The organism is Polaromonas sp. JS666 (assembly GCF_000013865.1).
Taxonomy (GTDB): domain Bacteria; phylum Pseudomonadota; class Gammaproteobacteria; order Burkholderiales; family Burkholderiaceae_C; genus Polaromonas.
The window spans coordinates 2432611-2454316 of record NC_007948.1; the positions used below are offsets into that span (position 1 = coordinate 2432611).

Genomic DNA, 21706 nt, shown 5'->3' on the forward strand with positions numbered 1-21706 from the left:
ATTGAAAGGGCCTTGGCAGCTTAAAGAACCAGTGCGGCGCCGGATGTTTTGTGCGACGCCGTGTCCACCAGTACCAGCGAGCCGAGGATGCGGGACTGCAGGTAAGGCCGTGCCGGAATCGGCTCCAGCAGGGCCAACTCGACGACACCGATGGCGTTCGCGTCCAGGTGTGTTGCGTCGTGGGTCTCCAGGGTATTGATGTTTACCTGGTGGACGATACGCTTGATTTTGGCCTTGACCCAGCGGTGGCCCTGCAAGGCCCAGTACATGCGGCCCGGTACCAGGGGTTCGTCGTCCATCCAGGCAACTTCCGCGGTGATTTCGCGCACGCCCAGCGGTGGCTCGAATCCGCCCTCCGCCAGCAGCCAGTCACCGCGTGACACGTCCAGTTCGCGGTCCAGGATGATGCCGGCGCTGTGCCCGGCCAATACAGCCTTGGGTTGGCGCGTATGGTCCAGTACTTGGGCCACTGTGGCGCTTTTCCCACCCGGCAGCACGGTAATCTGCTGGCCCGGTTGTACTGCACCGCTGGCAATGCGACCCCAGAAGATACGTCGTCCCTGCGAGGTGTCCGCGCTGGATGAAAACTTCTCCACCCACTGCACCGGAAACGCAAAAGCCTCCGACGTATCGGCCGGTGTGGCCGGCAGGTGCTCCAGAATCTCCAGCAGGCTGGGGCCCTGGTAATCGCACCAGCCGGGGTGGGCATCCACCACGTTGTAGCCAATCAGGGCCGACACCGGCACGATGGCCTTGACCGGAATCTGCGCCTCCTTGGCAAACTGGCTCAAGGCCGCGCTGATATGGGCGAAGGCCAGGGCCGGGTTGGCAACCGCGTCGAGCTTGTTGATGGCAAAGACGATGGACGGCACGCGCAGCAGATCGACCAGCAGCGAATGGCGGCGGGTTTGCGGCAGCAGCTCGGGCGAAGGCGCCTCCCAAGTCAGTTTGGTGGCATCAACCAGCACCACTGCGGCATCGGCGCTCGATGCCGCAGTGACCATGTTGCGGGTGTATTGCTCGTGGCCCGGGGCATCGGCAATGATGAACTTGCGGCTCTCGGTAGAGAAATACCGGTAGGCTACGTCAATGGTGATGCCCTGTTCGCGCTCGGCAGACAGGCCATCGGTCAGCAGGGCCAGGTCAGTCTCACCGCCGCGCTGCACGCCGGCCAGGTGATCCTGCAGCACGGCACGGCTGTCGACCAGCAGGCGGCCAATCAGGGTGCTCTTGCCATCATCGACGCTGCCGCAGGTGACAAAACGCAGGGCGGCACGCGTGTCCTGGGCAGTTGCAGCTGTGGTCAGGCTGACGGTTTCAACAGTGGGCGTGCTCATCAGAAATATCCTTCTTTTTTCCGCTTTTCCATGGAGGCATCGGAGGTTTTGTCGTCCATGCGGGTGGCGCCGCGCTCGCTGACATCGGCGGCCAGCGTTTCAATCACGATCTCGGCCGCTGTGGCCGCCGGGCTTTCCACCGGGCAGGTGCAGGTGATGTCGCCCACGGTGCGAAAACGCACGGTTCTTTCTTCGGCCTGTTCACCGTCGCGCAGTGGCGTCAATTCGGTCACGGGCACCAGCAGGCCCTTGCGCTCCACCACCTGGCGCTGGTGGGCGTAATACAGCGACGGCAGCTCGATCTTCTCGCGCTCGATGTACTGCCACACGTCCAGTTCGGTCCAGTTGGAGATCGGAAACACGCGGAAATGCTCGCCGGGTTGCAGGCGGGTGTTGAACAGCGTCCACAGTTCGGGGCGCTGCGCCTTGGGTTGCCACTGGCCAAAGGCGTCACGGTGCGAAAAAATTCGCTCCTTGGCGCGGGCTTTTTCTTCGTCACGCCGGGCGCCGCCGATCAGGGCGTCAAAGCGGAACTCGTCAATGGCTTCCAGCAGCGTCACCGACTGGTGCACGTTGCGGGACTCGCCCGGATGTGCCAGGCGCACCGTGCCGCGTTTCATCGAATCTTCGACACTGCGCACCACCAGGTTGGCACCCAGCTGTTTGGCACGATAGTCCCTGAAGTCGGTCACCTCATGGAAGTTGTGGCCGGTATCGATCATGAGCAGCGGGTAAGGAATGCTGCCGCCGCGCTCCTTGTCGATAAACGCCTTCTCGGCGCATTTAAGCAGGACCAGCGAGTCCTTGCCGCCCGAGAACAGCAGGGTGGGGCGCTCGAAAGCGGCGGCCACTTCACGCAGGATGAAGATGGCCTCCTCTTCCAGTGCGTCCAGGTGGGCGTTACTAAGAACATGGGGTGGATTACTGAGCATATAGGGTTCGGTGCGGGCGTTCATGTGGGGACCTGCCGGATGGGAATGATGCTGGACAGGGGTTCAAAGGCAGCGGGCTCCTGGGCTTCATGGGTGCCGTCGGCCGCCACATGCAGGCCGCACTCCTTGGCGCTTTCCTGCTCCCACCACCAGCGGCCGGAGCGGAAGTCTTCACCGAGCGTGACGGCGCGGGTGCAGGGGGCGCAGCCGATGCTGGGGAAGAATTGGTCGTGCAGCGGGTTGTAGGGAATGGCGTTCAGCGCGATGCAGTGCCATACATCGCCCCAGGTCCAGTCGGCCAGCGGATTGATTTTCACGCGTTCGGCCTGTTGCTCGACGTCGTGCACTTCAGCGCGGGCGCTGGACTGCTCGCGGCGCAGGCCGGTCAACCAGCCGTTTTTGCCGGCGAGGGCGCGCTCCAGCGGCTCCATCTTGCGGATGTGGCAGCAGGCCTTGCGCAATTCCAGGCTTTTGTACATCGCATCCGGGCCGTTCGTTTGCACGAAGGCCGAGGCGGCGTTTTCGACCGGGCGATACACGTCGACCTTGCGCTGGTAGCGCTCTTCGATGCGGCCAATCAGCGCCACGGTTTCGGCGTGCAGCATGCCGGTGTCCAGCACAAAAATGCTGCAGTCAATGCCGGCTTCCTGCAACAGGTGCGTGACCACCATGTCTTCAGCGCCCAGGCTGGAGGCCTGGGTCAGCGGGGAATAGGTCGCGGCGGAGGATTTCAGCAAGGCCAGGCTGTGCGCGAGTTTTTCGGCAAAGTCTGGCGACGCCTTGGCGTAAAGGGAAATGGCACCCATGGTCCGACTTTCAGGTTGCAGAGGATGTTGCCGCGGTCACAAAATGCGGCTGGATGTCGATTGCATCGCCCTGGTACTTGCCCACGCCGTAGCCGGGGTAGGCAGCCAGCACGCGCTGGGCGATCCCCATGTCCTGGTCGGCGCGCAGCACGGCCACGTCAAAGCCGCTGCGCTCCATTTGCGCCAGCTGGTCGACCAGCACATCGCCGGTGGCGCGGATTTCACCCTGGAAACCGAGCCGGCGACGCAGCAGGAAGGCCTGGCTGAAGGCCCGGCCATCGGTGAATTTGGGGAAGTTCAGGTCAATGCGGTCCACGCCCTCGAGCGAAACCTGGAACGGATCGGCGTCGTTTGCCAGTTCAATGACATTTTGGCCTGTAGCCCCAGTGGAGGGCTCGCTAGCAGCTATTAGTTTCATGGTAATTTTGTCCTTGGAAGGTGCAGCAGGGTGGCGCTTCAGGCGGCCGTTTCAGCCGTCTCGGCGCGGGCGGCGCTAAAACGCGCACCATTCGCAGCAGCCTTGAAGGGTTCGGCACCGACGCGACGCAACGTTGCAATAAAGGTCTCGCCACCTTCGCGCTGCTGGCGGTAGGTTTCCAGAACGGCTTCGATCACTTCGGGGACTTCAGCCGCCGAGAAAGAGGGGCCAACGGCCTTGCCGGGCACGGCAGGGCCAGACAGCGTGGAGCCGTCCGAGCCGCCCAGTGACACCTGGTACCACTCCTTGCCGTCCTTGTCGACACCCAGAATGCCGATGTGGCCGCTGTGGTGGTGGCCGCAGGAGTTGATGCAGCCGCTGATGTGCAGGTCGATCTCGCCGAGGTCGTGCAGCTCGTCCAGGTCCTGATAGCGCTCGGTGATGGCTTCGGCAATCGGAATGGAACGGGCGTTGGCCAGCGAGCAGAAGTCGCCGCCGGGGCAGGCAATCATGTCGGTCAGCAGCTTGATGTTGGGTTTGGCAAAGCCGGCCTTGCGGGCGGCGCGCCAGAGTTCGGGCAACTCGTCGCAGCGCACCCAGGGCAGCAACAGGTTTTGCTCGTGGGTGACGCGCATTTCACCGGCGCTGAAACGGTCGGCCAGGTCGGCCGCGACATCCAGCTGGGCCGCCGTGGCATCGCCGGGGGCCTGGCCCAGGCGCTTGAAGGACAGCGTCACGGCGCGCAGGTCCGGGTTTTGGTGCGGTGCGACGTTTTGCTGCAGCCAGCGGCCAAACTCGACATCGTCTTCGGCCGCAGCGCGCAGGATGTGGGCGATCTTGGCGTCGGCTTCCTTGCGGTCGCAGTTGAGGGTGGGCGCCACAAAGCAGGCGGCCACGCGGTCGTATTCGGCCTGTGTGATGGTGTGCGGGCCACCGTCATGCTCCATGATCTGCTTGTATTCGGCCTCGACGTCGTCGATGTAGCGTTGTCCTTCAGCCTTCACCAGAATCTTGATGCGGGCCTTGTAAATATTGTCACGGCGGCCATAGCGGTTGTACACGCGTACCACGGCTTCCAGGTAGTTCATGATCTGGTTCCAGGGCAGGAACTCGCGGATCACCGTGCCGATGATGGGCGTGCGACCCATGCCGCCACCGACCAGCACCTTGAAGCCCAGCTCGCCCTCGGCGTTGCGCAGCAGTTGCAGGCCCACGTCGTGCCAGCCAATGGCGGCACGGTCTTCCCTGGCGCCGCTGATGGCGATCTTGAACTTGCGTGGCAAGAAGGAGAACTCGGGGTGCAGCGTGCTCCACTGGCGCATGATTTCGCCAAACGGGCGTGGGTCGGCGATTTCATCGACCGCAATGCCGGCACGCTCGTCGCTGGTGATGTTGCGGATGCAGTTGCCGCTGGTCTGGATGCCGTGCATGTTGACGCTGGCCAGCAGGTCCATCACGTCGGCTGATTTGTCCAGCGGAATCCAGTTGTACTGGACGTTCTGGCGCGTGGTGAAGTGGGCGTAGCCCGTGGTCAGTTTCGAATGCACCGAGTGGCCGTTTTTCAGCGGAATGGCGCCCAGCTTGTCCTGGGTGGCCTGCGCGCCTTCGAGCAGGGCGGCGTTGGGCTGGTCGTATTCGCGGGCAATTTTGGCCAACACACGCAGTTGGGCGCTGGAGAGTTCGCCATAAGGTACGGCCACGCGCAGCATGGGGGCATAACGCTGCACATACCAGCCGTTTTGCAGGCGCAGCGGCCGAAATTCGTCTTCGGGCAACTGGCCGGCCTGCCAGCGCGTGAGCTGGTCGCGGAACTGGCTGGCGCGGGCTTTTACGAACTGGCGGTCAAATTCTGTGTATTGGTACATGGCTGTCGGGGTATCAAACGGTTCAGGATGAAACGGTTCAGGGGAGCAGCGTGAGCTACGGAAGGAAAAACAGTAGCCGACTATATCGAAATGAGCTTCACGCCGGCATAGGCCAGCAGGACGGACAGCAAGGAGCGGATCACGCGGTCAGGCGTTTTATGCATCAGGTGCGAACCCAGCCAGATGCCGGGCAGAGAGCCGGCCAGCAGCTTGATCAGCAAAGACCAGTCTACCGAGCCGATGGAAGCGTGTCCCAGGCCCGCCACCAGCGTGAGTGGTACCGCATGGGCAATATCGGCCGCCACAATGCGCGACAGGGGCAGGGTGGGGTACAGCAGCATCAGCACAATCACGCCAATGGCGCCCGCGCCCACAGAAGTCATCGTGACAAGGGTGCCGATGACGGCGCCAAACAGCACGGGCAATGCCCAGTGATGAGCGCGCGTAGCCTCGCCCAGCAGTTCGGCCGCGATCCTTTTGGGAACGGCTTTGCCGCGAAGCACTTTATAGAAGGTCGCAATGGCCGTCAGCAGCAACGCCAGGCCCAGCGTTGTCGTCATGATGGTCTGGGTCGTCGGGTTGGCCGGCCCCATCCGCTGCAGCACATACAGGGTGAGCAGCGACGCGGGCAGGCTGCCGGCAGCAACCTGGCCGACAATGCGCCAGTCCACGACCCGGGCGCGCGCCAGGCTGACGGTGCCGCCCATTTTGGTGAAGGCTGCGAACAGCAGGTCTGTTCCGATGGCCAGATGGGGCTTGATGCCGAAAAAGAAGATCAGCAACGGCGTCATCAGCGATCCGCCGCCCACACCCGTCAGGCCGACAACCAGGCCCACGGCAAATCCTGCAAAGACAAAGGCAAATTCATGCATAAGCCGGAAAATGTAAGTGTGCGGCTTATAAAAACAAACTACACATTTGTTCTACCTTTATGCGAATAAGCTTATTTGCGAGTCTTCATAAGGGTTTGGCGGAGTTGAGCGTGGACCCAGCCCGCTGAATTTTGTCTGTGGAGATGGAGTCTCATCAGGAGGCTGTTCGCACTGGTACAGTCCGTGCTTTTCCTGACTGGCTCCCGATGCGCCTGCCAGCACGCTGTCAAAGATGGGCCGAAATCGCTTGCTTTTGGAGAAAACCATGAAATCTACGAAATCTGCCATGTTTGGCAGTCTGTTGTTGGCGTTGGCTACCGCGGTGTTGGCCCAAGCCGGCTCGAAGCCGCCGATCAAAATCGGCGAAATCAACAGCTACTCGACCATTCCGCAGTTCACCCAGCCCTATCGCCAGGGCTGGCAGCTCGCCGTGGAAGAGGTCAATGTGGCAGGCGGGCTGCTGGGGCGCAAGGTGGAGGTGATTGCGCGGGACGATGCCGGCAAGCCAGAGGAGGCGCTGCGCCATGCCATCGAGTTGACATCGAAGGAAAAAGTGGATGTTCTGGCCGGTGGCTTCCTGTCCAATGTGGGCCTGGCACTGGCCGATCACGCACAGAAAAACAAGAGGGTGTATGTGGCCAGCGAGCCGCTGACCGACGCCCTGGTGTGGGACAAGGGTAACCGCTACACCTTCCGCCTGCGCCCCAGTACTTATATGCAGGCTGCCATGCTGGTCGAAGAGGCGGCCAAGCTGCCCGCCAGGCGCTGGGCTACCATCGCCCCCAACTATGAGTATGGGCAGAGCGCTGTCGCCAGCTTCAAGGAGCTGCTCAAGGCCAGGCGGCCGGATGTGGAGTTTGTGGGTGAGCAGTGGCCGGCGCTGGGCAAGCTGGATGCCGGCACCACGCTGCAGGCCACCATGCAGAGCAAGCCCGACGCCATCTTCAATGTGACCTTCGGCGCCGATCTGGCAAAGCTGGTCCGGGAAGGCAACCAACGCGGCATTTTCCCCAAGACGCCAGTGGTGTCCCTGCTTTCGGGCGAGCCCGAGTACCTGGATGTACTAAAAGATGAAACGCCCAAGGGCTGGATCGTGACCGGCTACCCCTGGGACCAGATCGATTCGCAGGAGCACGCCAGTTTTGCGGCCAATTACTACCGACGCTTCAATGAGTACCCCAAGGTGGGCTCGGTGGTGGGCTATGCCACCATGCAGGCCATTTTTGCAGCAATCAAAAAAGCCAACTCCACCGACAACGAGAAGCTGGTGACGGCCCTGCGTGGCCTGAAGTTCTCCACACCGTTTGGCCCGGCCGAATTCCGGGCGCTGGATCACCAGTCCACCATGGGGGCCTACGTGGGCAAGCTCGACCTGCGTGGTCACAAGGGCACGATGGTGCAGTGGCGCTATGCGGATGGCAAGGCTTATTTGCCCAGCGATGCCTATGTCAAGGCACGTCGTCCGCCTGATGCCATGAAGTGATCTGCCGGTGACGCGCTCTGAATTTTCGGGACACGAAAAAGCTGGCTGAATCCCCGCATAATCGTCTCCAAATGACATACATGGGCGATATGGGCGGCGAGGCATTTGATCGAATTTTTGTCAAGGTGTTCGGGTTCAGTGACGTTGAGCGCCACGCCCTGAACACGATGTTCCGCCTTTCCGAGAGCCGGTCAACGCCCTACGCACTCTGGACGGCGGCGGCTCCCAAAGCCGCAGAAATGGCGCTGATTGACGGAGACAGCTGGGAAGCCGCGCTGGAACTGGCCAACCCCGCTCATGACAACCTCAGGCTCATTTGGGTTGGCGACAGGGCGCCTGCCAGGGCAAGCCTTGCCGTGGCCCGCCCGCTTCAATGGGCAGCCGTGATTGATGGCATGGATGAGCTGTTTGCCCTGGAGATGTCGCCGGCAGTGCCAGCTGACCTCCCTGAATTCGACCTCGACTTGCCTCTTGGGCCTGAATCTTCCGCCTCGCCGGATCTGGACCTGGAGTTTGAGCTCACCACCTCCCCGGCACTGCTGGAGCCAGCGTCCGGAATCAGCCGGCCCCACGTTCTGGTGGTCGATGCCAGCCATGATGCCCGTCTGTATCTGCGGGCTCGGCTGGCGATGGCCGGGCTGATGCAGGTTGACGAGGCCGCCAGTGGTGCAGAAGCGCTGCAATGGCTGAATAACCGGCTCTACAAGCTGGTCATCCTAGACCTGGATCTGCCGGACATGGACAGCTGGCAGTTGGTCAAGCGGGTGGGCGAGGCACGCCCGGCAGTTGAATTCCTGATACTGACCGGGAGCAAGGCTTCACGATTCGATGCGGCGCGCGGCTGGTTTGCGGGTGCCCGCGCCTGCCTGTGCAAGCCTTTGCATCCGGGAAAGCTCGAGCAGCTGCTGCTCAGCCTGAGCTGACCCGGGCTACACACTCCCTCAGTCTTCAGACACCAGCTTCGCCTCGCCGTACTGAGGCCGCAGGGCCTCGGCCAGGCGCTGTTCCAGGGGCAGAGGCTCTGCATGGAGCCTGGCTGCCAGCAACTCCGCACAGAGCGCGGCAAAGGTCAACCCCCGCGATCCCATGCCACTGCACACCCACAGGTTGGGTGCCGCCAATGGCCCCAGCGCCGGCAGCCGACTGGGTGTCGCACAGCGCACACCGGCCCATGCCTTGACCTGTCCCATCTCCAGTTGGCCGGTCAGCCCAGGTGCCACATCCGGCAGCAACGTCCGCAACCGGTCAAGATTGTGCGAGTCGTCTTCAGGCTTGAGGTCGTTCAGGGCATTGTCCCGTTCAAAGGTCGAACCCGTGACCCACGCAAGCTCGTTGGCATTGCCGCTGAGGGGTAGCGCGGGAATCAGGCTGCCGTGGCCGTTGACCGGAAATGCCGGTAACGCATCAGCGGCGCCCGGTGGGTGCAGTGCCCATGAGACCTGGCCACGAATGGCTTGCAGGGCCAGTGGCGGGGATGTTGGCGGGACGGCGGCTTCAGCCAGTGCGCGGCTGGCGTAACCCGCTGCCAGCACCACCAGCTCGGCACACGCCAGCACATGCCCATTTGCATCCAGCACTTGCCAGGAGTCCGGCTGCCTGATGAGTTGACCCACCGACGCATGATCGTGAAATTCAACGCCTGGTGTGGTCAGCCAGGCTTGAACAAGGCTGGCGGGTTTGATCCAGCCCGCACGCACATGCCACAGGGCCGGTGCCGAGGCCGGCAGGCGGCAGTGGGCAAGTTGCCCGGATGTGGCCAGGCAGGTCCAGTCCTGCGCGGCCTCGGCCCAATCGGACTGCCAGGCGGCCGGCAGCTTGCGTGCATGGTCCACGCAATGTTCCAGCACGCCGGTGGGGTTCCAGTCAGTTCCAGCGTCCAGCAGCGCGTGCGCCTGCTGCAGCGTTGCCCTGACACCGCTGCGCGACAGGCGCGAAAGCAGGCTGTCGTCGGGCGATACATGCGGCGCCAGCACACCCGCGGGCAGGCCCGACGCACCACGGGCAGGTGCGTCCGCCGCATCCAGCACCACCACGCGCCAGCCGCGGCGCGCCAGGCTCGCCGCCACTGCCGCACCGGCCAGGCCGGCGCCGATCACGACGCAGCTGCCCGCCTGGCGACGGATCCCTGGCAGCATCGATTTTTTTGGTTCCCACGCGGGGTTGAACTCCCCCTGCAGGTTGTCGCGCTTGGGCGGAATGCCCGGCGTTTTCTTCACGACAAAGCCGCACTGTGCCAGTGCATCGCGCACGCTGCGCGCCACCGTCCAGGTCGCCACACGCGTGCCTCGCCTGCAGCAGCGCGCCACGGCCTTGAAGGTATGCAGGTCCCAGATATCCGGTGAATCTGCAGGCTTGAGCCCGGGGTTGAAACCGTCGAGGTAGACCGAATCGGCTTCAAACGATTGCTCACGCAGCATCGCTTTGGCGTCGCCAATGCATAGCGTCAGCATGACCCGGCCTTCCTCGAAGACCAGGCGATGAAACCCCGGCAGCAGGCCCCAGAGCTGGTCGTGCAACTGCCGGGCCAAGGGAAGTAATTCGGGGTGAACCTGAACGCTGCGCAGCACATCGGCCGCACTGGCCGGGAAGGCCTCGGTCGACACGAAATGCAGCAGGCGAGGGCGCAGCGGGTCGGTTTTCCAGGCCTGCCAGGTCACCAGAAAATTCAGGCCCAGGCCAAAGCCGGTTTCAAGAACGCACCACTGTGGTTGTCCGGCCCAGGCTGCAGGCAGGCCGCAGCCCTTGAGAAAGACTTCGCGGGCCTGGTCCAGGCCACCCGACTCACTGCGGTAGCGGTCACCAAAACGCGGGCTGTAGGGGGTGCCGTCTTCCAGCCACTCAATGCGTTCGGGCATCCGACGTCTTCGGGATGTCTATCGCGCTCAGGGCTTGGTGGGCGGCACGTAACCCTGCACCGCGTCGGCGCCTTCGCCGCCGCACATCGCTTTGCTCATGCGGCCGACCTCGGCTTTGCCGAGGTCCAAATGCTTTTGGCGAAAGCATTTTTTTTGGCAGCGCATGGCTTCGCTCATGCGCTGGGAGGTACGTAGCCTTGGACGGCGTCAGCGCCGTCCCCGAAAAAATGCTTTTCCATCTGCCGGGCCAGGTATTGGCGGGCGCGGGCATCGGCCAGGTTGAGCCGGTTTTCATTGACCAGCATGGTTTGCTGTTTCATCCAATCGGCCCAGGCCTCCTTGCTGACTTCTTCCCAGAGGCGCTTGCCCAGCGGGCCGGGGTAGGGGGGAAAGTCGAGACCTTCGGCTTCCCTGCCCAGTTTGATGCATTTGACCATGCGTGCCATTTGAATATTCTTTCGTGGTTATAAGATGTTTTAGGAATAACAAGCTGATTTCTTATTCGTTCCTGTTTTCAATGGCTGCTTCCAGAATCCAGTTTCCCGCATAAACATGCATTTTTGGACCGGAAAGCAACCATGAGTACACGCCGTCACTTTATCAATGTTTCCACCCATGCGGCATTGGCCGTAGCGTTGGCAGGGTCAGTCCTGGCCAGCCGTGCCCAGCAACCGGCGGTGACGCTTCTGAATGTGTCCTATGACCCCACCCGCGAGCTGTATGTGGAGTACAACGCCGCCTTCGCCAAACACTGGAAAGCCAAAACCGGCCAGGACGTGACCATCAAGCAGTCGCATGGCGGTTCGGGCAAGCAGGCCCGCTCCATCATCGATGGCCTGGATGCCGACGTGGCCACGCTGGCCCTGGCGGGAGACACCGACGCACTGGTGAAAAACGGCGGATGGCTCGCCCCCAACTGGCAAAAGAAACTGGCGCACAACTCCTCGCCCTACACCTCGACCATCGTGCTGGTGGTGCGCCAGGGCAATCCCAAGGGCATCAAGGACTGGGACGACCTGGTCAAGCCGGGCGTCAGCGTGATCACGCCCAACCCCAAGACGTCGGGCGGCGCCCGCTGGAACTACCTGGCGGTGTGGGAGTTTGCCAAGCGCAAATATGGCGGCGACGCCAAGGCCAAAGACTTTGTGGCCAAGCTGTACGGCAATGTGCCGGTGCTGGATACCGGCGCCCGTGGATCGACCATCACCTTTGCGCAGCGCGCCCAGGGGGATGTGCTGATTGCGTGGGAGAACGAAGCCTACCTGCTGGAAAAGGAATTTGGCACCAAGTTCGATGTCATCGCCCCGTCGCTCAGCATCCTGGCCGAGCCCGCTGTGGCCGTCGTCGACAAGAACGTCGACAAAAAAGGCACGCGTGCCGTCGCCGAGGAATACCTGAAGTACCTCTATTCGGAAGAAGGCCAGGACATCGCGGGCAAGAACTTCTACCGCCCGGCGGTTTCCGGGAAGGCCAAGGCCAAGTACGCCAAGCAGTTCGCCAAGCTGAACCTGTTCACCATCGACCAGGCCTTTGGTGGCTGGACCAAGGCAGACAGGGAACACTTCGCCGATGGCGGATCGTTCGACCAGATTTACACCAAGAAGTAACCCCCGAAGCGGCCCGCGGCCGCCTCCCCAAAGGGGGCGCCAACTGCGGCCCGGCAAAGCCGGTTCCGCGCTGGCACTGGTAGGGGAGAACAGTCACACGGCGCTTGGTTATCCAAGGCCCAGGGCACATCAAGGAAATAAAAAATGTCCGTACAACAATCCGTGCTGCTCATTGCCGGCAGCCCTTCCGAGCAGTCCCGCTCGGCAGCGCTGCTCGACTCTGTCAGCGACAGGCTGGTCCTGCGGGGCGGCCTGGTGGTCGACCGGCTGAACATCCGCGAGCTGCCGGCCCAGGCCTTGCTGCTGGCCGAGTGAGGCCATCCGGCCATCGTCAAGGCGATTGACCAGATCGCGCGTGCGCGTGCCATCGTGGTGGCCACGCCGGTCTACAAGGCGGCCTACACCAGCGTGCCTGAACTCGTCGCGGCCATCGACGAGTACGTCGCGCATCACAACACCAACCCCAAGCCGTTCATCTGGACCAAGAGCGCCCGCGACATCCTGCAGAAGGTCATTCGCGCCAACCGCCGCTTAAGTTCCAAACAGAATGGAACACTACACTAGATGCGCCGGTCACCAGCGCGCGCTTGCCGATGTTGACGGTTGCGTATGTACTCAAAATCGCTCTCCCTATCGTGTGGAGCGGCCAAGGAACTCCAAGGCCTGCGAGGTTTGCGTGTTCGAGTTGGGGGCCAATCGGGGACGTTTGATGCTCAACCTGCGAACATCGGATAGTCTGTGTAGCCCTTGGCGCCGGGGGTATAGAACGTGTCCGGGACAGGAGCGATCAACGGCGCGTCCTGGCGCATGCGCTCGACCAGGTCAGGGTTGGCGATGAAGGGCCTGCCTATGGCGATCAGGTCCGCGCGGCCTTCGCTCAACGCCTGTTGTGCGCTGGCTTTATTCTGTCCGCCGGCGAGGATGAAGGGGCCGTCGAACGCAGCCCTCAAATCGGACTTCAGCTTTGCCGGGACGGGCGGGGCGCCCATCGCCGAATGGTCCAGGACGTGAACGTACATGAGACCGAGTGCGGAGAGTTCCTTCACCAGCGCCAGGTACTGTTCGTCCACGCCTTCGAACGCGCCGGTGCTATTGACCACGCCGTGAGGCGACAGGCGGATGCCGACTCGCTCAGCGCCTATCTCCTTCACGGCAGCACGGGCGACCTCGAGCACCAGCCGGTTGCGCCCTTCGGCCGTGCCGCCGTAGCTGTCAGTGCGGCGATTGACGTTGGCGTTCAGGAATTGCTCAAGCAAGTAACCGTTGGCCGCGTGCAGCTCGATGCCGTCAAAGCCGGCTTGGATGGCAAGGCGCGCGGCCGTTGTGTACTCGCCGATCACGGCTTGGATGTCGGCCTCGGTCATGGCGCGCGGCGGTGTGTGCGGCTGGCTGCCTTGTGCATCAGTCCACATCTCACCAGGGCAGGTCTCGGGTGAGGGGCCAAGCACTTCGGCGCCGGCCGGCAGGTTGGCCTGGTGGGTCACGCGGCCGGTATGCATCAGCTGCACGACGATCTTGCCGCCTTTGGCATGGACTGCGTCAGTTACAAGCTTCCAGCCTTGCACCTGGGCGTCATTGAACAGGCCGGGGATGCGGGCATAGCCCAAGCCGTTGGGCGACGGCGAGGTTCCTTCCGTGATGATGAGGCCGGCGCTCGCGCGCTGGGCATAGTAGGTGGCCATCAGGCTGTTGGGTGTGTTGTTCTCGCTCGCGCGGCTGCGCGTGAGCGGCGACATCACAGTGCGATTGCTGAGTTGGGTGGCACGCAGGGGAAAGGCTTCGAAAAGCATGTCTGTCCTTGAGAAAATGGAAAATGGAAAATGGAAAATGGAAAATGGAAAATGGAAAATGGGGAGAAGAGGAAGAGCCGTAACGTTCCGTTAGCTGGACTCAGAGAATGTTGTAGCGAGGAGCCGGCGTTCCAACCTGGGTGCTCGCGAACAGTTCGGATCGGGCTGCCTCGTACTTGTCCCACAGGCTGGCATCGGCGACTGAGGGCCACGTGATCGTTTCACCCTGGTCGAAGCCCGCGAGCGCCGCATCGACCATGTGCTCGGTCGTCATCAAGGCCTCCTTGTTGAGGGCCGCCAGCGGGACGCCCGACAGGTCCCAGATCTCGGTGGCTGTCGATGCAGGCAGGACCAGCTGGACCTTCACCCCGGTTTCGGCAAGTTCTTGCTGCAGACCGCGGCTGTACTGCAGTACGAAGGCCTTGGTGCCGCTGTAGACGGCGCTGATGGGCATCGAATGGATGGCCAGGACAGAAGCGATATTGATGATTACGCCCTGGTTTCTGCCGATGAACGCGGGTACCACCGCCTGGGTCAGGCGCGTCAACGCTGTGATGTTGAGCGCAATCTGCGACAGTGCGTCGTTTGCAGACCTCTGAGCAAGCGGCCCCAGTCGCGCAATGCCGGCGTTGTTCACCAGGACGCGCACGTCCTCATTGGTGGACAGAATCGTCTCGATCCGCGCCAGATCCTCATCTTTGGTCAGGTCGGCCACGATCGGCTCGGCCTTGATACCGTGCGCCTTAGAGACCTGGGCGCAAAGGGCTGCCAGGCGATCAGCGCGCCGGGCGACAAGGATAAGATCGTATCCACGCGCGGCGAGGCGGTCCGCATAGACGGCTCCGATGCCGGAAGAAGCCCCTGTGACAAGAGCGATTTTCTTAGAACTGGGGTTTGTCATTGATAGTTTTCCAATAAAATTGAGTGCTCAACTAAAAGGTTGAGGGCTCAAATGTATGACCGATTGCGCGCAAACGATAAATAGTGCAGTACTCAACCATTCTGTTAGTATGGGAATTACCTCGAACGTTGTTGATGCGAAAAGCAACCCGGATGCGCCCGCCGCATATGAGCAGGACATCCTGGGTGGACGGGCCTGCACGGTCACACCACTGCGCCTTGCGGCTCGCAGACTTGAGCAGCTGTATGACGAAGCGCTGGCACCGTTGAACCTCAAAGCCACGCAGCTCGCGCTCATCGCAGGAATACACAGGCTCACGGGCGCCGATCAACAAGGACCGACGCTACAGGACCTGGCAGCCCTGCTCGCCATTCAACTTTCTGCTCTTACCCATGCGCTAAGGCCTCTGGTGCGCGACGGAATTGTTGAGTTGCGTCAGGACGCCCAAGACCGCCGGACCAAGCACAGCGTTCTCACTTCGCTTGGCAAGACCCGGCTTTCAGAAGGCGTGGTGCGCTGGGCAGCAACAAACGATCAAGTGGAAGCCGTTCTGGGTTCTGCCGCGGCTGCGCACTTGAGGGCCCTGACCGATCAGGTGGCTTCCGACGCGTTTCTGGTTGCCTATAGGGCGGAAGATCAGCCGCCGGCCCCCGTGGGTGTCCTCGGCTCCGAGCAAGCTGAGAAGAACGCCTGATTACAGCGGAGAAAGAGCCCCTGCTAGAAAGCGCATCAGCTCATCTCCTCCCGCTGGTCCAGTCGGTTTCGACCGATTACATTCCAAAGCATCCAACGCCCCGGGGCTGGCGCTGGCAGGTTCGACGGCTTTTGTTGCGGTTTCGTCGCCGGTTTGCCCAGTAGTGACGAGCGCAAGCAGCTATTAAAAAGATAGCAACTGCAGAACCGTTCCTGTCCTGAACGATGCAACGGCCGCATGCACGTGGGTCTTACTGCAGTTCGACGCCCGCCTTTTTCACCAGCTTCGCGTACTTCACCAACTCGCTGCGGAAAAACTGGGCGGCCACTTCCGGGCTGGTCGGGTTGATGGTATTGCCCTGTTTGGCCATGGCCTCTTTCACTTCGGGTGTGGCGTAGGCGGCGACCACGGCGGCCTGGATGCGCTTGACCTCTGCTGCCGGCAATTTCGCCGGGCCGATCACGGCGAACCAGCCTTCCAGGTTGTAGTTGCCCAGGCCCTGTTCGGCCAGGGTGGGGATGTCCGGTGCGGCAGCCACGCGGGCGCTGCCACCGACGCCGATGGCGCGCAGGGCGCCGCTCTTGAGGTGTGCCTGGATCGAAGGCAGCGCCAGTACACCCATCTCGACCTGCCCGCCAATCAGGTCGGCCACCATCGGGCCCACCCCTTTGTAGGGGATGTGTTTGGCCTTGACCTGGGCCTCGTCCAGAAACATTTCCGCCGCCAGATGCAGGATGGTGCCGTTGCCCGACGAGGCGTAGTTGTAGGCGTCGGGTTTGGCCTTGAGCAGGGCCACCAGCTCTTTCACATTGGTGGCCGCGACCTTGGCCGGGTTGACCACCAGCACCATCGGCGTGCTGCCGATCACGCTGATGGGCGTGATGTCGTTGATCGGGTCAAACGGCAGCGACTTGTAGACGCTGGGGTAGATCACGTGGTTGTTGGACACCACGCTCAATGTCATGCCGTCGGGGGCGGTCTTGATCATGGCGGCCGTGCCGACGATGCCACCGGCACCGGGCTGGTTTTCGATCACCACGGGGTGGCCCAGCGCCTTGCCCAGCGCAACGCTGGCGGCGCGAACAATGGTGTCCACGCCGGAGCCTGCGCCGACCGGCAGGATGAAGCGCACCACCTTGTCGGTGGTCTGGGCCAGCAGGGCCAGCGGTGTGCTCAGGAGCGTGCTGCTAAAAGCCAGGGCACCCAGGCGTTGCAGGGTCTGGCGCCGGGTCGTTTGTTTCGTGTTGAGGGTGGTCGTTTGAGTTGTCATTTTTTGTCTCCGTCTTTGGGGTGGGTTGCTGAAATCGTTTGGCCGTTCAGCTCACGGCCGCCTGCGAATGCAAATTCTCGATGGCGCTGGTGCTGTAGCCCAGTCCCGAGAGCAGTTCCTGCGTGTGTTCGCCCAAGGTGGGCGGGTGCAGGCGCACGCCCAGGCGCTGGCCCTGCATGGTGATGGGAAAAAGGGTAGTTTTAACGGTCTGCCCGGCTTTCGGGCCGTCGGGCAGGCGCACATCGGCCAGGCCCCCGGTGGCCAGCAGGTGCTCGTCGTCGAACAGGTCCTCGGGCCGGCGAATCGGCGCAAAGGGCAGGCCGGCTTTTTCCATCAGACTTGAGAGCTCGGCGGCGCTGCGCGGGGCCAGCCGTGCGGCCAAATCCTTGAGCAGCGCCGGGCGCACCTCAACGCGCTGGTTGTTGGTCACCATTGCGGCATCGCACTTCAGGTCGTCAAAACCCAGCACGGTGCAAAAGGTCTGCCACTGCGCGTCACTCACGGCGGCCAGGAATATCTGCTCGCCGTCTTTCACCGTGAAGACGTCGTACACCGCCCAGGGGTTGTCGCGGGCGGGCATGGGGGCAGGGTGTTTGCCGGTCATGGCGTACTGCAACATGTGCTGGCCCATCAGGAACACATTGTTTTCATACAGCGCCGACTGAACTTCCATGCCCTTGCCGCTGATGCCGCGCTGGATCAGCGCGCCCAGCGCACCGATGGCGCCAAACAGGCCGCCCATGATGTCGTTCACGCTGGTGCCGGCGCGCAGCGGGTCGCCGGGGCGGCCGGTCATGTAGGCCAGGCCGCCCATCATCTGCACCACCTCGTCCAGCGCGGTGCGGTGGTCGTAGGGGCCGGGCAAAAACCCCTTGTGGCTGACGTAAATAACGCGTGGATTGGCGGCGCTCAAGGTGGCGTAGTCGAGCCCGTATTTGGCCATGGTGCCGGGCTTGAAGTTTTCGGCCACCACATCGGCGCTGGCGCAGAGCTTGCGCGCCACTTCCACGCCCGCGGCATCGTGTAAATCAATGCCTATGCTTTTTTTGTTGCGGTTGAACAGCGGGAAAAATCCCGAGCCGGCGCCCAGCAGGCGGCGGGTGCGGTCGCCGTCGATCGGCTCGACCTTGATGACCTCGGCCCCCATGTCGGCTAGCACCATGCCGCAGGTGGGGCCCATGACCATGTGGGTGAATTCGACGACGCGCAAGCCGGCCAGGGGCTGGGGCGGGGTTGAAGCTGGATTGTTTTGCATACAGGTTTCTTCGGGATGGGGAGTGTTTACACCGTAGCGGTCAGCATGGTTTTGGGCAGGCCTGCGCGCCACAGCGTGCCGTGCAGCGTTTCGCCTTCCAGCCAGCCGGCCACCTGGGTGCGCAGCGCCATAAGCTTGTCGAAATCGATGCCGGTGCTGATGCCCATGCTGGCAAACATGTAGACCAGGTCTTCGCTGGCCACGTTGCCGCTGGCGCCCGGTGCGTGCGGGCAGCCGCCAATGCCGGCCAGGCAGGCGTCAAAGCGCGTCACCCCGGTTTGCAGCGCGGCGTACACATTGGCTACGCCCATACCGCGCGTGTCATGAAAGTGGCCGCATGCCAGCCGGTCGCCGGCTATGGCGAACGCAGCCTCGAACAGGTCTTGCACCATGGCCGGATCGGCATAACCCACGGTGTCTGCCAGGCCGACCCGGTCCACCCCGGCGTCCAGCACCAGCTGCAACAGGCGCAACACCTCGGACGGCTCGACCCGGCCCTGCAGCGTGCAGCCAAATGCCGTGCTAAAGCCCACCTCGATCAGGATTTTTGAGCCAGAGGCATCACGCGCCGCCCGGATGCGGCCAATCTCCTGCACCACTTCATCGGGCGTCTTGCGCAAGTTGGCCAGGCTGTGGGCATGGCTGGCCGAGATCGGCAGCAGCATCAAGTCGGCGCCTGATTCGATGGCGCGTTCGGCGCCTTTGAGATTGGGCACCAGCACGGAGGTGACGAGTCCAGGCAGGGTTTTGGCATAGGCCACCAGCTCCGCAGTGTCGGCCAGTTGCGGCAGCAGCCGGGCCGGGACAAACGAGCCGACTTCGATTTCGCGCTGGCCGGCGTCGTAGGCATCACGGATCCACGCCAGCTTGCGCGCGGTGGGCATGACGGTGGCAATGCTCTGCAGCCCGTCGCGCAGGCCTACTTCGCGAATGCTGACTTGCCGCGGCAGGGCCGGCTTTTCGGGCAGGGCGGCTTGGGGGGAAGCTGAAGCGCTTGAAAGCATGTTCACTGACTGTCTCCAGGTATTTTGAAATTCAGAGGCTCAGTTTAGAATTTCCCGGTTGGTTATAGTTATCAATTTTGGAACCTTCAGCGTTCCGTATCGGAATATCTAAAGCGAACAAGCGAGTCCTGCGCAACCGGAGCTGCCCCATGAGAGACCTGGACATGACCACTTTGCGGCTGTTTGCCGCCGTGTGCGAGACGCGCAGCATCGCCCGGGCCGCCGAGCAGGCCAACATTGTCGGTTCGGCCATCAGCAAGCGGCTGGCGCAGCTGGAAGACACCGTCGGCACGCCGCTGCTGGTGCGTCGGCGCCGCGGCGTCGAGCCCACACCCGCAGGTGAGAGCCTGCTGGAACACGCGCGCACCATGCTGGCCAGCGCTGAGCAGATCGAGCGCGACATGGCCGCCTATGCGCTGGGCGTGCGCGGCCAGGTTCGCATCCTGGCGACGGCATCTGTCATGGCGGAGTCGCTGGCCGATGATGTGGCGGCCTTTTTGCAGGTACCGGCGCATCACGACATCCAGGTCAGCATGGAGGAGCGAGTCAGTCCGGACGTGATTCGCGGCATCAAGGAGGGCGTCGCCTCGGTCGGCATCTGCTGGGATGCCGCGGACCTGAGCGGCCTGCAGTCGCGCGGCTACCGCCGCGACCACCTGGCCATCGTGGTCCATCCGTCGCATCCGCTGGCCCGGCACGAAACCCTGAGTTTCGAGCAGACGCTGGATTACGAGCATGTCAGCCTGCCGGTGCACAGCGCCGTGCAGATGCTGCTGCAGCGCGCAGCCGCACTCAAGGGCAAGGCCATCATGCACCGCGTGATCGTGTCCAACTTTGAAGCCGTTTTGCGCGTGGTGCGCGCCAACCTGGCCATCAGCGTGGTGCCGCGCGAAGTGGCCGAGCCGTATGCCCGCACTTATGGGTTGCGCGTGGTGCCCCTGCTCGATGCCTGGGCCAGTCGCCGTTTTGCCATCTGCTTTAGAGATGCGGCCGGCCTGTCAGCGGCGGCGCAACTGCTGGTGAGCCATTTGGCTGCAAAGGAGAGCGAGGGAGCGGGGTAGCGGTTTTGTGAGGAAAACAGGCCCAAAAGCGGCAGAGTTCGGCACATTACACCGTTTCATGCAAGCCCCGGTCGTGGCCGCTGATGCATTCCCGGATACGCATGAAAAGACCCCGGCAAAGCGGGGGAAAGCGGCCAGATCGCTTTTAGCGGTAAAATTGGTCTCCTACCCATGGCAGACAAGCACCGGAGGCTATGAAAAATATAGCATTCAGGGCACACCCGGATTATGCCGAAATGGCTCTGGCGACCGGCGCAAGGTGAACATGCTCCGGTGCCGCAAGTGCTTGTATTTTGGGAAGGAACCCTCAGTTTCTTTTCATGAACGCCACCAGATCACAGTCTCCCAAAACCAACCTCACGGTAACGCACGTGCTGGCCGAGTTGCTTGAGCGGCTGGAGCACAGTGCCGAGCCGGTGGGGGCCGAGCAGTACCTGTCCGTGGTACAGCACCTCGTTACTGAGCTCGGTGAAGTCGAGCCCGGCATGGCGCTGGGCGCCTTGCTCGATACCCATCCGGCTGCCGCTGAACTGTATGAAAACGTCAACTACCAGTATGCGGGTCTCTGCCGCTCCGCACTGGACGCTTCGCTGGCTGCAGAGCGCGAGGCTAAAGAGGCCATTCATCGGGCCATGAACCGTTCAACAACCCAACCCAAGGAAGATCCAAACAATGGCAAGAGCTGACGCCAAAACCGCTGTCCTCGCTGACGGCCTGCGCTACAAATCCAAGGTGTCGGGATCGCCGTTTGCCGCCACCACGTCTTTTGGCGCCGCCACCATGTCGTGTTTCATGTGCGGCAAGCATCGCGCCCGCTCCCTGATGGGCACCCGAAAGGTGCTCGGCAAGTCCCAGGCGGTGTGCTCCCCCTCGTGCAAGGCGCTGGATGAAGCGCTGGAGAATGCGGCCGGCTGAGCCCCGCATTGATGCATTGATCATGGGGCTGCCCCTGGCGCATACTGCCTGAAAAATGCACAGATAAAGGCGCACGTAAAAGGTGACTGCCATGAAAACCCGGGACTCGCTGCTAGCCCCTGACGGGGCAACCGATCACATCCGTGGCCAGTCGTTCGCCGCTGTCACGGTGATTGAGTATGGCGATTTTGAATGCGCGCTATGCCTGCAGGCCTACGCGGGGCTGAAGGTGATGCTTCCGCATTTCGGACAGCAGTTGCGCTTTGTATTTCGCCACTTCCCGCTGCGGGAAATGCATCCGCACGCCGAACTGGCCGCGGAAGCGGCGGAAGCGGCCGGCGCCCAGGGCAAGTTCTGGCCCATGTACGAACTGCTTTTCACGCACCAGCAACACCTGACGGAAAAGCACCTGCTCGACTATGCCGAGCAGGTGGGCCTGGACATGCCGCGGTACCGGAACGAAATGAGAGACCATGTCTACCTGCAGCGCGTGCAGGAGCACATACTGGGCGCAAGACACCTGGACATACGCTCGACCCCCGCCTTTTATGTCAATGGCGTGGTCACTGATGTTTCATTTGGCCTGCAGCACCTGCACGAGGCAATTGACAAGGTGCTGCTGGCCGCCTGACGCTCTTCGC

Annotated in this window: 22 protein-coding genes and 1 pseudogene; 9 read left to right on the plus strand and 14 right to left on the minus strand. The window is 62.5% G+C overall.

From position 1 onward, the window contains the following. Positions 1 to 20 precede the first annotated feature (20 nt). From BPRO_RS11610 to BPRO_RS11635, 6 genes are all read right to left on the minus strand, one after another. Complete coding sequence (locus BPRO_RS11610) at positions 21 to 1337, minus strand: sulfate adenylyltransferase subunit 1 (RefSeq protein WP_011483256.1); 1317 nt, start codon at positions 1335 to 1337, stop codon at positions 21 to 23. Then, positions 1337 to 2293 (minus strand): sulfate adenylyltransferase subunit CysD, encoded by a 957-nt coding sequence (gene cysD, locus BPRO_RS11615; protein ID WP_011483257.1) that lies wholly within the window; start codon positions 2291 to 2293, stop codon positions 1337 to 1339. Before cysD ends, BPRO_RS11610 begins: the two co-directional genes overlap by 1 nt. Beyond that, the gene (locus BPRO_RS11620; RefSeq protein WP_011483258.1) at positions 2290 to 3075 is read right to left on the minus strand and encodes a phosphoadenylyl-sulfate reductase; all 786 of its coding nucleotides are present in this window, start codon (positions 3073 to 3075) and stop codon (positions 2290 to 2292) included. Before BPRO_RS11620 ends, cysD begins: the two co-directional genes overlap by 4 nt. Before the next feature lie 10 nt (positions 3076 to 3085). Continuing rightward, entirely contained in the window at positions 3086 to 3493 is a 408-nt protein-coding gene (locus tag BPRO_RS11625) for a DUF934 domain-containing protein (protein ID WP_011483259.1), read from the minus strand. Between the two features lie 38 nt (positions 3494 to 3531). After that, a complete protein-coding gene (locus BPRO_RS11630; protein ID WP_011483260.1) occupies positions 3532 to 5358 on the minus strand; it encodes a nitrite/sulfite reductase in 1827 nt (608 codons plus the stop codon). 80 nt (positions 5359 to 5438) lie between these two features. Beyond that, positions 5439 to 6230 (minus strand): sulfite exporter TauE/SafE family protein, encoded by a 792-nt coding sequence (locus BPRO_RS11635; RefSeq protein ID WP_011483261.1) that lies wholly within the window; start codon positions 6228 to 6230, stop codon positions 5439 to 5441. A gap of 265 nt (positions 6231 to 6495) precedes the next feature. On the opposite strand from BPRO_RS11635, the gene BPRO_RS11640 reads away from it, so the two are divergent. Further along, positions 6496 to 7713, plus strand: coding sequence for an ABC transporter substrate-binding protein (locus BPRO_RS11640; protein WP_011483262.1), 1218 nt, complete (start codon positions 6496 to 6498; stop codon positions 7711 to 7713). Between the two features lie 71 nt (positions 7714 to 7784). After that, positions 7785 to 8636 carry a response regulator gene (locus BPRO_RS11645; RefSeq protein ID WP_011483263.1) on the plus strand — a complete coding sequence of 284 codons (852 nt, stop codon included), beginning with the start codon at positions 7785 to 7787 and terminating at the stop codon, positions 8634 to 8636. An 18-nt stretch (positions 8637 to 8654) separates the two neighbouring features. Here the strand turns inward: BPRO_RS11645 and BPRO_RS11650 are convergent, their stop codons facing one another. From BPRO_RS11650 to BPRO_RS11655, 3 genes are read right to left on the minus strand one after another with little or no spacing between them, the layout of a single operon-like run. Next, entirely contained in the window at positions 8655 to 10568 is a 1914-nt protein-coding gene (locus tag BPRO_RS11650) for a bifunctional tRNA (5-methylaminomethyl-2-thiouridine)(34)-methyltransferase MnmD/FAD-dependent 5-carboxymethylaminomethyl-2-thiouridine(34) oxidoreductase MnmC (RefSeq protein WP_011483264.1), read from the minus strand. A gap of 27 nt (positions 10569 to 10595) precedes the next feature. Next, positions 10596 to 10733 carry a hypothetical protein gene (locus tag BPRO_RS29575; protein WP_157045784.1) on the minus strand — a complete coding sequence of 46 codons (138 nt, stop codon included), beginning with the start codon at positions 10731 to 10733 and terminating at the stop codon, positions 10596 to 10598. 8 nt (positions 10734 to 10741) lie between these two features. Beyond that, on the minus strand, positions 10742 to 11014 hold the full coding sequence (locus BPRO_RS11655; RefSeq protein WP_011483265.1) for an oxidative damage protection protein: 273 nt from the start codon (positions 11012 to 11014) through the stop codon (positions 10742 to 10744). Between the two features lie 132 nt (positions 11015 to 11146). On the opposite strand from BPRO_RS11655, the gene BPRO_RS11660 reads away from it, so the two are divergent. Both BPRO_RS11660 and BPRO_RS30455 read left to right on the plus strand, forming a co-directional pair. Continuing rightward, positions 11147 to 12175 carry a sulfate ABC transporter substrate-binding protein gene (locus tag BPRO_RS11660; RefSeq protein WP_011483266.1) on the plus strand — a complete coding sequence of 343 codons (1029 nt, stop codon included), beginning with the start codon at positions 11147 to 11149 and terminating at the stop codon, positions 12173 to 12175. A gap of 144 nt (positions 12176 to 12319) precedes the next feature. Then, positions 12320 to 12586 (plus strand): annotated as a pseudogene (locus BPRO_RS30455) (NAD(P)H-dependent oxidoreductase); the annotation flags it as partial. 302 nt (positions 12587 to 12888) lie between these two features. Here the strand turns inward: BPRO_RS30455 and BPRO_RS11670 are convergent. Both BPRO_RS11670 and BPRO_RS11675 read right to left on the minus strand, forming a co-directional pair. After that, a complete protein-coding gene (locus BPRO_RS11670; RefSeq protein WP_011483267.1) occupies positions 12889 to 13965 on the minus strand; it encodes an alkene reductase in 1077 nt (358 codons plus the stop codon). A 100-nt stretch (positions 13966 to 14065) separates the two neighbouring features. Beyond that, positions 14066 to 14866 (minus strand): SDR family NAD(P)-dependent oxidoreductase, encoded by an 801-nt coding sequence (locus BPRO_RS11675; protein ID WP_011483268.1) that lies wholly within the window; start codon positions 14864 to 14866, stop codon positions 14066 to 14068. Between the two features lie 109 nt (positions 14867 to 14975). Between BPRO_RS11675 and BPRO_RS11680 the strand changes: the two genes are divergently transcribed. Continuing rightward, the gene (locus BPRO_RS11680) at positions 14976 to 15560 is read left to right on the plus strand and encodes a MarR family winged helix-turn-helix transcriptional regulator (RefSeq protein WP_049764114.1); all 585 of its coding nucleotides are present in this window, start codon (positions 14976 to 14978) and stop codon (positions 15558 to 15560) included. 250 nt (positions 15561 to 15810) lie between these two features. On the opposite strand, the gene BPRO_RS11685 is transcribed toward BPRO_RS11680, so the two are convergent. Genes BPRO_RS11685 through BPRO_RS11695 form a run of 3 tightly spaced genes read right to left on the minus strand, consistent with a single transcriptional unit; the run spans position 15811 to position 19089 of the window. Further along, positions 15811 to 16830: a Bug family tripartite tricarboxylate transporter substrate binding protein gene (locus BPRO_RS11685; RefSeq protein WP_011483270.1), complete on the minus strand. Its 1020-nt coding sequence runs from the start codon at positions 16828 to 16830 to the stop codon at positions 15811 to 15813. A 46-nt stretch (positions 16831 to 16876) separates the two neighbouring features. Further along, complete coding sequence (locus BPRO_RS11690; RefSeq protein WP_011483271.1) at positions 16877 to 18085, minus strand: CaiB/BaiF CoA transferase family protein; 1209 nt, start codon at positions 18083 to 18085, stop codon at positions 16877 to 16879. Positions 18086 to 18111: 26 nt separating this feature from the next. Further along, complete coding sequence (locus tag BPRO_RS11695) at positions 18112 to 19089, minus strand: hydroxymethylglutaryl-CoA lyase (RefSeq protein ID WP_049764115.1); 978 nt, start codon at positions 19087 to 19089, stop codon at positions 18112 to 18114. A 149-nt stretch (positions 19090 to 19238) separates the two neighbouring features. On the opposite strand from BPRO_RS11695, the gene BPRO_RS11700 reads away from it, so the two are divergent. The 4 genes from BPRO_RS11700 (at position 19239) to BPRO_RS11715 (ending at position 21696) form a co-directional block, all read left to right on the plus strand. Next, positions 19239 to 20150 carry a LysR family transcriptional regulator gene (locus tag BPRO_RS11700; protein ID WP_011483273.1) on the plus strand — a complete coding sequence of 304 codons (912 nt, stop codon included), beginning with the start codon at positions 19239 to 19241 and terminating at the stop codon, positions 20148 to 20150. Positions 20151 to 20470: 320 nt separating this feature from the next. Continuing rightward, positions 20471 to 20836 (plus strand): hypothetical protein, encoded by a 366-nt coding sequence (locus BPRO_RS11705; RefSeq protein ID WP_041388763.1) that lies wholly within the window; start codon positions 20471 to 20473, stop codon positions 20834 to 20836. Then, positions 20823 to 21065, plus strand: a complete 243-nt coding sequence (locus tag BPRO_RS11710; protein WP_011483276.1) for a hypothetical protein — start codon at positions 20823 to 20825, stop codon at positions 21063 to 21065. The genes BPRO_RS11705 and BPRO_RS11710 overlap by 14 nt, the downstream gene beginning before the upstream one ends. A gap of 91 nt (positions 21066 to 21156) precedes the next feature. Beyond that, entirely contained in the window at positions 21157 to 21696 is a 540-nt protein-coding gene (locus BPRO_RS11715) for a DsbA family protein (RefSeq protein WP_011483277.1), read from the plus strand. Positions 21697 to 21706: the final 10 nt, after the last annotated feature.